The sequence below is a fragment of the Terriglobales bacterium genome (assembly GCA_035543055.1).
Taxonomy (GTDB): Bacteria; Acidobacteriota; Terriglobia; order Terriglobales; family Acidobacteriaceae; genus JAIQFD01.
Map to the genome: position 1 here is coordinate 1 of DATKKJ010000111.1, position 10,967 is coordinate 10,967.

A 10,967-nucleotide genomic window follows, 5' to 3' on the forward strand; every position below is an offset into this window, starting at 1 on the left:
CGGTACGGATGGCTTCCCGCAGGCGGTCCTCGTCCACAGCTCCATACAGCCCCGCGAAGTAGCGCAGGTTCTCCAGACCGGTCATCTCGTCGTAGAGCAGCGGGGCGTGCGCCATGTAGCCGATCTGGCCGAGGACGGAGCGCAGGTCGCCGGCGCCCAGCAAGGTCACCGTGCCGCTGGTCGGGCGCGCCAAACCGGAGATGACCCGCAGCAGCGTACTCTTCCCCGCCCCGTTGTCACCGAAGATGGCGTACAGGCGGCCGGCATTGAAGGTGATGCTGACTTCGCGCAAGGCGGCGAAGCGTCCGAAAACCTTGGTGACTTTCTCGAGAACGACGGGCGGGATGGTGCCAGTGGACAGCTCGCGTGCCTCAGTCAGCGGTCGTGCCGCTCGCTGGTGTGATGTTCTCGGTGGTCCTGAGGGGCGTGGTGTTGCCGGTCGGCTGCGTGCCGTCCGGCTTAGGAGCGTACTTGGAGGCGCACTTGGCCTGCAGCATCTTGGCGTGGAAGACGCCGTCGCGGCCGTAGGTGCCCTCGGCCAGAGCCTGAGCGTTGTCCACGAATGTGTCCGGAGGCGCTTCCGTGCCGGTGTATTCCACGCTCAGAAGATGGCCTTCTTCCACTAGGGTGAACTCAACATGAGTGCCGCGGCGCTTGATGGAGCCGGGCTCGACGTTCCCGGCCACGCGCAATCGCTTCTTGTAGCCATCGTCACCCATCTTCTTCAGTTCCTTGATGGTGACGTAGTAGCTCTTGCTCTGCTGCACACCGGTGAAAGCCAGGTAGGCGAGGGCCACCACGATGATGCCGATGGCAGCGCCGAACTTCACGAATTTATTGCTGGAAGGCCCCATGTCCTGCTTCAACTTTACGGCCCTGAGAGCGGTGGGTCAAGCGCGTCAGGTGCTCGCCATTGATGGGAAGCGCTTCTCACAGGACGCAGGGTGAGGACTGCCCGCGTGCCCGTCGCCGAGGGCGCCGGCGCTGCGCGGGACGCCAGCGTTCGGGGCGTATAATGCGGATTGGGAAGAGGCTGACGGACTCATGAGCGGAAGCAACGGCAGCAACGGTGACGATGTCCTTAAGCCGCGCGGGAAGTGGATCGCGCGGCGCAAGGCGGAGAACAAGGACGGCAACTTCTCGCAGATGCACTATGCCCGCCAGGGCGTGGTGACCGAGGAGATGGAATATGTGGCGCGGCGGGAGCGCCTGTCGCCCGAGCTGGTGCGCGACGAAGTGGCGCGCGGGCGCATGATCATCCCCGCCAATATCAACCATCCCGAGCTGGAGCCGATGTGTATCGGGGTGGCGTCGCTGTGCAAGATCAACGCCAACATCGGCAATTCCGCGGTCACCTCGAACATCGAAGAAGAGCTGAAGAAGCTGCACACTTCCGTGCACTACGGCGCCGACACGGTCATGGACCTCTCGACCGGAGGCGACATCCACGAGATCCGCGAGGCCATCCTGCGGCACGCGCCGGTACCCATCGGCACGGTACCGATCTACGAGGCGATCGCGCGGGTGAAGCGGCTGGAAGACCTGACCGCCGGCATCATGCTCGAGGTGATCGAAGAGCAGGCGGCGCAGGGCGTGGATTACATGACCATCCACGCCGGGGTGCTGATCCAGTACCTGCCGCTGGTGGCCGATCGCATCACCGGCATCGTCAGCCGGGGCGGGGCCATCCTGGCGCAATGGATGGCGCACCACCACAAGCAGAACTTCCTCTACGAGCGCTTCGAGGACATCTGCAAGATCTTCAAGAAGTACGACGTGTCGTTCTCCCTGGGCGACGGCCTGCGGCCGGGGTGCATCGCCGACGCCAGCGACGAGGCGCAGTTCGCCGAGCTGCGCACCCTCGGCGACCTGACCAAGATCGCCTGGAAACACGACGTGCAGGTCATGATCGAGGGCCCCGGCCACATCCCGATCGACAAGATCAAAGAGCAGGTCGACAAAGAGAACGAGTGGTGCAACGAGGCGCCGTTCTACACCCTCGGCCCGCTGGTCACCGACATCGCGCCCGGCTACGACCACATCACGTCGGCGATCGGGGCGGCGATGATCGGCTGGTATGGCGCTTCCATGTTGTGCTACGTCACGCCCAAGGAGCACCTCGGCCTGCCCAACGAGAAGGACGTGAAGGACGGCATCATCGCCTACAAGATCGCCGCCCACGCCGCCGACCTGGGGCGGCACCGCCCGGGAGTGCAGGACCGCGACAATGCCCTCAGCTACGCCCGCTACAAGTTCGATTGGGAGAAACAGTTTGCGCTCTCGCTCGATCCGGAGACCGCCCGCGCCATGCACGATGAGACCCTGCCCGACGAGTTCTACAAGGAGGCGGCGTTCTGCTCCATGTGCGGCCCCAAGTTCTGCTCCATGAATTACTCGTCCAAGGTCGATGAGTACAACAAGCAGGTGCATGGGCTGGAGAAGAAGGATTTCTCGGAACTGGTGACCAAGATCGCAGGAATGAAGTAGCTGGTAGCTGGTAGTTAGTAGCTAGGAGATGTTTGGGCCGCGGACGCGCGGCCTTTGCTTTTTCCAGCAAACTCTTCCAATGTCAGATGGATTTTTCGAGCAGAGCCGCTGCGCGTTGCAAGGCTTCCGTGAGCGCCCGCACCTGGCGCCGCGCCTCGGCTGCATCGTGCACTTCGAGGGCGTCTCCGATGCCAGGCAGGACCGACACCGCATAGCCGGTCAGGCGTCCGGGCGCATAGATGGCGTGCCGGAACCAGGGACGGCTCGGCAGTCCAGGGTTGAGCAGAAGCGCGCCTTCGGCCTCGCGCAGTGCCCGATTCAGTGACTGCACGTCCGGGCCCGGGCGGCGTTGCGCCGCGGTGAGGGCGGCGCCTGCCCGGCTCAGCCGTTCCGCGGCTGCCGCTGCATCCGCGAACGACGGCGCGTCCTTCCCCAGCTCGGAGACGGCCCTCTTCTCCATCGCCTGGATGTAGCCCGCGATCTCTTTGCCGTACGCCTCGAAGTCGAAAGGCAGGACATCGGCGTCAGCCATGTGCACGATCTCCAGGCCGAAGACGCGCGCCATCTGCTGCTCGTAGAGGAAGTCCGGGTCCCCAAAGCGCTTGAACCAATCGAAGTTGTCGAAGGCGGAGTGGTACACACCGTACGGTCCCGAGGACGAGATATCGGTCGCGGGCACCGCCGCATGTTGCAGGAAGGGCGTGTAATCTGAGCCGCTGCCCAGGTCACCGACGGGGACATCGTCCTTGAGGCGCACCAGGGGCAAGCGCCGCGACACACCCACGATCTGCTGCTCGCCGGTCTTTTCCGGGCTCTGCGCCTGCCACGCGTCATACAAAGTCTGCTTGCCGCCGGCCGCAGGCACGATCTTGGTGATGTCGCGGACGAAGTCCTTCAGGGTCGGCACCGCGGCCGCGCCGAAGCGGGGGCCGGCCACCGCAGTATCCATGTTGAAGTAGGCGACGGCGCCGCGCAGCTCCGCCTCGTGTTGCTCGACCCATTCCACCGAACCAATCAGGCCCCACTCTTCCCCGTCCCAACTGCCGATCACGATGGTGCGCTTGGGCCGCCAACCGGAACTGAGCAACGCACCCAGTCCATGCACAGTTTCAAGCATGGCGGCGGTGCCGCTGCTGGGGTCCACGGCGCCGTAGGCCCATGCGTCGCGATGGTTCCCTGCGACCACCCACTCCTGCGGAAAGCGGCTGCCGCGGATGGTGCCGATCACGTCCCAGATGGTGCGCTCGGCCTGTTCGAACTTCAGCCGCAAGTGCACCCGTGCCGGACCCGGTCCCAGGTGATAAGTGAAGGGCAGCGCGCCCTGCCACGCACGCGGCGATGGCGGCCCGGCGAGATTCTGCAGGATGGGTGTCGCGTCCTCGGGGGAGAGCGGCGTGACCGGGATCCCGGGCATCTCCGCCGAGCGCTGCGGCGGCATGCGGGCGCTCTCCGGCAACGAGGGGAGCGAGGCCACGCCGGGCGTCGTCGGATCGCCGGGGAACTCGAACATGTAGCCCACCGACCCCCGCTGCACGGCGCCCAGGGGCCGCCACGGCCCCTTAGGATAGGTATCACCCTGGAAGTATCCGTCCTGCTGCGGGTCGGAATAGAGGATGACCCCGGCCGCGCCGCGTTGCTGGGCGACGAAGGGCTTGACCCCGCGGTACATCTCGCCATAGCGCACCAGGACGATCTTGCCGCGAACGTCCACGTTCATCTGCGCCAGGGTGTCGAAATCCTCGGGCCGCCCGAAATTCGCGTACACGACGTCGGCTTCCAGGTCGGCCGGCGCCGAGTAGGCGTTGAATGCGATGATCGCACGGCGGTCCACTTCGCTGCCGGCGTGTTCCGGCGTGGGACCATGCATGGTGACGCCCTTGGGCGCGACCAAATCCACCCGCACTTCGCTGGGATACGGCAGCCACACCTTGTAAGGAACGATCTCCGTCTCCAGACCGGCCTCACGGAATCGGTGAGCCACGTACTCCGCCGTGGCGCGGTCCTCCGGGGTGCCGGCGACGTGCGGGGCCGAGGTCAGGATGCGCAGGTGCTCTTCGGCCCGGCGCGGGTCCGGCGCCGCAAGGAACCTGCGGTCGATCTCCGACTGGGCGGCAGGGTCGAAGAAGCCCAGCATGGCGGGCTTCGATGACGGCGGCGTCTGAGTAGAGGATGAAAGCGACGCCAGACACAAGCCGAGGACGACAAGACGGCGCCGGAATCTCATGCCGGCGTCACGCCGCTGCGGGATTCGATGGGGAGTGCCAAGCGGACAATTTACACTAGCGAGATGAGGTGACCAAGCGCGCGTGTCCGGACCCGACCTTGAGTGCCCGAGTCCTTCCCCTCCGCCGCCGCGTGCTGGCGATCCGAACGGCGAGTTGCGGGCGCTTGCCGCCTCCGCAGGCCCGGGTCCGGAAGCCGCCCTTCCCAGCCGGATCATCCCGCCGGTCCTGCGCGCTCTACGCAATCACGACTACCGTTATTTCTGGCTGGGGAACTTTCTGTCGAACATCGGCACCTGGATGCAGAACGTGGCCCTGGGCTGGCTGGTACTCGACCTGTCGGATTCGGCGTTTTGGCTGGGGGTCGTGGGGTTCGCATCGGCCGCACCCATGCTGGTGTTCTCGCTATTGGGCGGCGTCATCGCCGACCACATGGACCGCCGGCGCATGCTGATCTGCACCCAGTCGGCGATGATGCTCTTTGCCCTCGTGCTTGCCGGGCTCTGCTATGCAAAGGTGATCACCGTTCCCCAGATCGTTGTGCTGGCTTTGCTGACCGGCGTGGCGATGTCGCTGAACATGCCCGCCTACCAGGCGCTGGTGCCGCAACTGGTGCCGCGCGAGGACCTGAGCAATGCCATCGGACTGAACTCCGTCCAATTCAATCTCTCGCGCATCATTGGTCCCAGCGTGGGCGGGCTGGTGATGGCGTGGCTCGGGGCGAGCGCGAATTTCCTGCTCAACGGCATCAGCTTCCTGGGGTTGCTGCTGGTGCTGGTGCGCATGCGCCTCCCGCGGCCGGAAGTGGACGGCATCAGCGCCACCCTGTGGCGGCGTCTGGGCGACGGCTTCCGCTACGTGCGTGACCGCCGCGAGATGTCGTCGCTGCTGATGCTGGTGGCGCTCGCCAGCCTCCTGGGCATCCCCTACCTGAGCTTCATGCCCTACTTTGCCCGCGACATCCTGCACTCCGGCCCCCGGGGACTGGGCGTGCTGCTGGCGTGCTCGGGGTTCGGATCGCTGGGAGCAGCCGGTACCGTGGCCTATCTTGGGGTCGCTGGAACCAAGCGGCGCGGACGGCTGCTCGTGCTTTCCGGCTCGGCGTTCTTCCTTGCCGTGATCCTGTTCACCCTGTCGCGCAACTTCTATCTCTCGTGTGGGTTGCTGATGGCAGGCGGCTACTGCTCGATCCTCATGGTGGCCACCGTCAATACCTTGCTGCAGCACCTTTCGGCCAACGAGATGCGCGGGCGGGTGATGAGCATCTACACCATGGCGTTCCTGGGATTCGCGCCCGTGGGCAGCCTGATCGCAGGCGCGCTGGCGGGCGTGGTGACTGCGGCCCGCGCCATCGAAGGCATGTGCGCCGTGGCCCTGGCCGCTACGCTCGGGCTTTACTGCTTCCGTCGGGAACTGCGTGAACTCGACTGACTAAGTCATTGGGTTGCGATACAAGAAGAGTGGGATCGCGCGTTGCGCCACTGGTTCGGATGCCCGTCGCGTGACGCCGCCGAAACCCCGCGCCTGGCAGCGGCTACTTCCGCTTCAATACCTTTTTGACCGCCTCGACGATGAACGGCGCGGTCAGGCCGTACTTGTTCATGAGCTGATCGGGCGTGCCCGACTCCGCGTAGGTGTTCTGGATGCCGACGAACTCCATGGGCACTGGGTGGGACTTGGCCACCGAGCGCGCCACCTGGGAGCCCAGGCCGCCGTCGAGCAGGTGCTCCTCGGCGGTGACGATGGCGCCGCACTCGCGCGCCGCTTTGGCCACAGCCTCGTCGTCGAGCGGCTTGATGGTGTGCATGTCCACCACGCGCGCCGAGATCCCTTCCTCTTCCAACTGCGCCTGCGCCTGCAAGGCGTATCCGACCTCGAAGCCGCAGGCCACGATGGCGACATCGCGCCCAGCGCCGTGCACCTTGGCCTTGCCGATCTCGAAGGTGTCATTGGGGCCGTAGATGATCGGCGCCTTCGCCCGGCCGGTGCGCATATACACCGGGCCTTGCCATTCGGCCATGCGATGCACCAAGGCGCGCGCCGAGAACTCGTCGGCGGGGTGCAGCACGACGAACCCGGCCAGGCCGCACATCAGCGCGAAATCCTCCACCGACTGCTGGCTCGGGCCGTCCTCGCCGATGGAGATGCCGCCGTGGGAGCCGACGAACTTCGCGTTCACCCGAGGATACGCTACGCACATGCGCAGCTGGTCGTAACCCTTGTCGCAGAGGAAGACGGCGAATGAAGAGGCGAACGGGATCTTTCCCGCCAGGGCCAGGCCGCTGGCGATGCCCACCATGTCGGCCTCGGCGATGCCGCAGGTGTAGAAGCGGTCGGGGAACTTCTCCTGGAACTTGGCGCTGAAGGTGGACTTCGCCAGGTCGGCGTCCAGGGCGACAATGTTCGGGTTCTTCGCGCCCAGTTCGGCGAGCGCCTGGCCGTAGGCCTCGCGCGTCGCCACGCCCATCTTCAGCTCGAATTTTGAGGTCGTCGCTTTCATCGCAGCGCTGGCTTCCAAATCGCCCCCTTAGTTGGATGCTCCCGCGAGTTGTTTCCCGGCCGCTTCCAGTTCCCGGACTGCGGCTTCCACTTCTTCCGGCTTGGGCGCCACCCCGTGCCATTTGATGTTGTTCTCCATGAAGCTGACGCCCTTGCCCTTGATGGTATTGGAGATGATGACGGTGGGCTTCAAGGTGGCGGCGCGCGCCTCGGCCAGCGCCGGCAGCACCTGCCGGATATCGTTGCCGTCGATCTCGACGGGGTTCCAGCCGAAGGCCAGCCACTTCTCGGCCAGCGGCGAGAGGTCGAGGATCTTGTGAGTGAAGTCGTCGAGCTGCTGGCGGTTGTTGTCCACGATGACGGTGAGGTTCGCAAGCTTGTGGAAGCCGGCGAACATGGCGGCCTCCCACACCTGGCCTTCCTGCGCCTCGCCGTCGCCGATCATCACGAAGGTGTGGAAGTCCTTCTTGTCCAGGCGCGCGGCCAGTGCCATGCCGATGCCGATGGAGACGCCCTGGCCCAGCGATCCAGTGGAGGCCTCGAGGATGGGGAGCATGCGCTTGTCGGGATGTCCTTGCAGCGGCGAGCCCAGCTTGCGCAGGGTCATCAGGAGCGCGGGATCGATGTAGCCGGCTTGGGCGTAGGTGGCGTAGAGCACCGGACAGCCGTGTCCCTTGGAAAGGATGAAGCGGTCGCGGTCCGGCCATTGCGGGTTCTTGGGATCGTGGCGCAGCACGCCCCCGAAATACAGACCCACCAGCACCTCCACCGCGGACAGCGAGCCGCCGGGATGCCCGCTGCCGGCCGCGCCGATCATCTTCACGATGTCGATGCGCAGGCGGTTGGCGATGCGCTTCAGCTCATCCACCGAGACTTTCCGATCTGTCATTACCGGGGTTTCTCTCCCGCAGCCACTTTGCGTGACTGCTCCAGGGACCGATCCGAGGCCGGCTGGTAACCGCGAGTCTGGGCGGTGGGCGTCGGGGCCTCACGCAACTTGCGCACCAGGTACTTGCCACGGCCGGTCAGGAACCGCGCCAGCTTGCCGGAGACGGCCTTCAGCAAGACACGGTCCTCGCCGCTGAAGCCGTTGACGCGCTCGCTCTCCGCGTCCAGCACGCCGATCACCCGCCCTGCGATCTTGATCGGGGTCGCGATCTCGGACTTGGTCTGCTGGAAGCAGCGGAGGTAGGTCGTGTCGGCTTCGACGTCGGGCACCACGCGTGCATGGCCGTCTTGCGCCGCCGAGCCCACGTTGCCCCGGCCCAGGGCGATCGAGGCGCACGGTTCCTGTTCCGCTTCCGGCCCGCAGAACGCCGTCCGCACCGCCTGGTCCGCTTTGACCAGATAGATGGCTACCCAGAAATAATGGCGGTCGTCATGAAGGATGCGGGTGATCTCCTGCAGCGTCTCGGTGTGCTGTACCGGGCGGTCGTCGGCGATGGCTCGCTCGACGGCTGCCAGTACATCGCGGGCAGAGCGATAGCGTTTCATCCACGGTCCTAAAGGAGAGATTGAAGGGAACGCCGCTAGTGTAACCGTGCTGTCATGGGCGGTCAACGAGATGCTCATGCATCATTTTCGATGCAATCGCCTTAGGGAATGGCCGGCTCCACCTGGGGAGCGGTCGCCTTCGCCGCGACCGGGGCCTTGGGGAACCACTGGCGGATGGTGGGCAGGGCCGCGCGCGCAGCCGCTTCCCCGATCTGTACCAATTCCCTGGAGCGGTCGAAGCAGTCGTAGGCAAAGCCGGTCACGTCGGGCTCCAGCACGATATCGGCGTCCTTCTGCCAGATCGCCGACATGCGTGACTGGGCGATGGAGAAGCACTGCCCGATGACGTCGAAGACGTGGCGCGGGCCGCTGCAACCGTCCATCAGGTTGGAGCGCAGGAAGACGGCAATCACGCGGTCGGCGCCCCCTTTGCGCAACGGTTCGGTGGGCACGGCGTGGGCCAGCAGCCCGTCCACCAGCATCCGTCCCCCGATCTCCACCGGCAGGAACATCCCGGGATAGGCGCAGCTGGCGCGCACCGGGTCGATGAGCGGGCCACGGCGGAACAGGACCGGCTCGCCGGTCAGGAAGTCGGTGGCGGTGACCGCCAGCGGGATGCGCAGTTCTTCGAATGTCTTGACCTTGAGCAGCTTGTTGAGGAGAACGGTCATCCGGTCATTGGAGGCAAAACCGTAGCGCGAGACCGTCCAGCGGGCGAAGTCGCGGAAGCGCACCAGGGCCGCGATCTCTTCCATCTCCTTTGCGGGAACGCCGCTGCAGTAGATCGCGCCAACCAAGGCGCCCACACTGGTGCCCGCTACAAAATCGATGGGGATGCGCGCCTCCTCCAGCACCTTCAGCACGCCGATGTGTGCCAGCCCGCGGGCGAACCCGCCGCCGAGCGCCAGGCCGACCTTGGGCCGCGAGGTCGGGGCAGGGGTCGAGATGCGCCCCTCGTCGGAACGAAGAAGTTCGCGACGGAATGCCTGCGCCGAGCGTGCTAACCTGCTGAAAATACTCATCGGCCCTCACCCCCAATCGTGGACCGAGCGCATGGCCCGCATCTGGTAGGATGCGGCAGCTTGTACTTGTGATGCAGCGTAACCCCCATGAACAGAGGATGAAAAGGTGCCATCGGTACGTAGTCCAATCGAAAGTAACGTCCGGGAGTAACCATGGCGCGTGAGATCTCCGCCGGGGGCGTGGTCATCCGGCACATGCGCGGCGGCTGGCACATGGCGGTCATCGAACCGGCCGGCAGGGGCGCCCAGACTCGGCCCGGGCGCAAGCCCACCCGGGGTGTCCTGGCCCTCCCCAAGGGCCTGGTGGACAAGGGGGAGAAGCCGGAACAGACCGCCCTCCGTGAGGTGCGCGAAGAAACCGGGGTGGAAGCCGCCTTCCTGGGCAAGCTCGGGGACATCAAGTACACCTATGTCCGCTCCTGGGGCGACGGCGAAAAGGTGTTCAAGATCGTCAGCTTCTACCTGCTGAAGTACACCTCGGGAGAGATCGGCGACATCAAGCCGGCTATGCGCAAGGAGGTCAGCCGGGCGGAATGGATCCCGCTCCATGACGCCGAAAGAGTCCTCTCCTACAAGGGCGAGAGGGACATGGTGGCCAAGGCGATGGCCTACATCCAAAGCCATCCTGACCTCGCGCCTGCGGTCGTGTGATTTGCGATTTGCGATTTGTGATTTGTGACTTGCGACTTGCCGGTCCCCCGGACCCAATCACAAATCAGAAATCACCAATCGCAAATCCGGAGGCCTGCATGGCTCGCCGCAAGCAACACATTCCCCGCCATGAGCACATCGAGCGCCACTTCACCGGGGGCGAGACCGTCCGCGACGTGGTCATCGGCATGTCCGACGGCCTGACCGTTCCCTTCGCGCTGGCCGCCGGGCTTTCCGGCGCGATCGGCGCTACACGGGTGGTGGTCATCGCCGGGCTGGCCGAGATCGCCGCCGGCTCCATCGCCATGGGACTGGGCGGATACCTGGCCGCGCGCTCCGACGCCGAGCACTACGAGAGCGAACGGGCGCGCGAGGAACGCGAGATCATCCAGCTGCCCGACGAGGAGGAACGCGAGGTGGCGGAGATCCTGAAAGCCTATGGAATGAACGACGAGGAGGTGCGTCCGGTGGTGGCGGCCATGGCCAAACGCCCCAAGGCGTGGATCGATTTCATGATGCGCTTCGAGCTGGGTCTGGAGAAGCCCGACCCCAGGCGCGCGGTCACCAGCGCCTCCACCATCGCCGGCTCGTA

Annotated in this window: 11 protein-coding genes; 4 read left to right on the plus strand and 7 right to left on the minus strand. The window is 65.5% G+C overall.

Annotated features, from left to right (window positions below):
• Together VMS96_08010 and VMS96_08015 are read right to left on the minus strand one after the other, a co-directional pair.
• Positions 1 to 292 (minus strand): ATP-binding cassette domain-containing protein (locus tag VMS96_08010; GenBank protein HVP43363.1); only part of this gene is annotated, 292 nt, incomplete at its 3' end.
• A 79-nt stretch (positions 293 to 371) separates the two neighbouring features.
• Positions 372 to 854 (minus strand): cytochrome c maturation protein CcmE, encoded by a 483-nt coding sequence (locus VMS96_08015; GenBank protein ID HVP43364.1) that lies wholly within the window; start codon positions 852 to 854, stop codon positions 372 to 374.
• A gap of 190 nt (positions 855 to 1,044) precedes the next feature.
• Here VMS96_08015 and thiC point away from each other — a divergent pair, with 190 nt between their 5' ends.
• Positions 1,045 to 2,487 (plus strand): phosphomethylpyrimidine synthase ThiC, encoded by a 1,443-nt coding sequence (thiC, locus tag VMS96_08020; GenBank protein HVP43365.1) that lies wholly within the window; start codon positions 1,045 to 1,047, stop codon positions 2,485 to 2,487.
• Positions 2,488 to 2,569: 82 nt separating this feature from the next.
• On the opposite strand, the gene VMS96_08025 is transcribed toward thiC, so the two are convergent.
• Positions 2,570 to 4,621 carry a M28 family metallopeptidase gene (locus tag VMS96_08025; GenBank protein HVP43366.1) on the minus strand — a complete coding sequence of 684 codons (2,052 nt, stop codon included), beginning with the start codon at positions 4,619 to 4,621 and terminating at the stop codon, positions 2,570 to 2,572.
• A 244-nt stretch (positions 4,622 to 4,865) separates the two neighbouring features.
• On the opposite strand from VMS96_08025, the gene VMS96_08030 reads away from it, so the two are divergent.
• Positions 4,866 to 6,140: an MFS transporter gene (locus VMS96_08030; GenBank protein ID HVP43367.1), complete on the plus strand. Its 1,275-nt coding sequence runs from the start codon at positions 4,866 to 4,868 to the stop codon at positions 6,138 to 6,140.
• Between the two features lie 103 nt (positions 6,141 to 6,243).
• Here VMS96_08030 and VMS96_08035 read toward each other — a convergent pair whose 3' ends face one another.
• From VMS96_08035 to VMS96_08050, 4 genes are all read right to left on the minus strand, one after another.
• Positions 6,244 to 7,209 carry a transketolase C-terminal domain-containing protein gene (locus tag VMS96_08035; protein HVP43368.1) on the minus strand — a complete coding sequence of 322 codons (966 nt, stop codon included), beginning with the start codon at positions 7,207 to 7,209 and terminating at the stop codon, positions 6,244 to 6,246.
• 27 nt (positions 7,210 to 7,236) lie between these two features.
• Positions 7,237 to 8,097 carry a transketolase gene (locus VMS96_08040; GenBank protein ID HVP43369.1) on the minus strand — a complete coding sequence of 287 codons (861 nt, stop codon included), beginning with the start codon at positions 8,095 to 8,097 and terminating at the stop codon, positions 7,237 to 7,239.
• Complete coding sequence (locus VMS96_08045) at positions 8,097 to 8,702, minus strand: GAF domain-containing protein (protein ID HVP43370.1); 606 nt, start codon at positions 8,700 to 8,702, stop codon at positions 8,097 to 8,099. Before VMS96_08045 ends, VMS96_08040 begins: the two co-directional genes overlap by 1 nt.
• A 101-nt stretch (positions 8,703 to 8,803) precedes the next feature.
• Positions 8,804 to 9,724: a patatin-like phospholipase family protein gene (locus tag VMS96_08050; GenBank protein ID HVP43371.1), complete on the minus strand. Its 921-nt coding sequence runs from the start codon at positions 9,722 to 9,724 to the stop codon at positions 8,804 to 8,806.
• Positions 9,725 to 9,877: 153 nt separating this feature from the next.
• On the opposite strand from VMS96_08050, the gene VMS96_08055 reads away from it, so the two are divergent.
• On the plus strand, positions 9,878 to 10,375 hold the full coding sequence (locus VMS96_08055) for an NUDIX domain-containing protein (protein HVP43372.1): 498 nt from the start codon (positions 9,878 to 9,880) through the stop codon (positions 10,373 to 10,375).
• 98 nt (positions 10,376 to 10,473) lie between these two features.
• The coding region (locus VMS96_08060; protein ID HVP43373.1) for a VIT1/CCC1 transporter family protein at positions 10,474 to 10,967 on the plus strand (494 nt) is incomplete at its 3' end.

Coding starts and splice junctions, on each gene's coding strand:
- VMS96_08015 (HVP43364.1), bottom strand. CDS start 854: ATGGGGCCTTCCAGCAATAAATTCGTGAAGTTCGGCGCTGCCATCGGC.
- thiC (HVP43365.1), top strand. CDS start 1,045: ATGAGCGGAAGCAACGGCAGCAACGGTGACGATGTCCTTAAGCCGCGC.
- VMS96_08025 (HVP43366.1), bottom strand. CDS start 4,621: ATGCTGGGCTTCTTCGACCCTGCCGCCCAGTCGGAGATCGACCGCAGG.
- VMS96_08035 (HVP43368.1), bottom strand. CDS start 7,209: ATGAAAGCGACGACCTCAAAATTCGAGCTGAAGATGGGCGTGGCGACG.
- VMS96_08040 (HVP43369.1), bottom strand. CDS start 8,097: ATGACAGATCGGAAAGTCTCGGTGGATGAGCTGAAGCGCATCGCCAAC.
- VMS96_08045 (HVP43370.1), bottom strand. CDS start 8,702: ATGAAACGCTATCGCTCTGCCCGCGATGTACTGGCAGCCGTCGAGCGA.
- VMS96_08050 (HVP43371.1), bottom strand. CDS start 9,724: ATGAGTATTTTCAGCAGGTTAGCACGCTCGGCGCAGGCATTCCGTCGC.
- VMS96_08055 (HVP43372.1), top strand. CDS start 9,878: ATGGCGCGTGAGATCTCCGCCGGGGGCGTGGTCATCCGGCACATGCGC.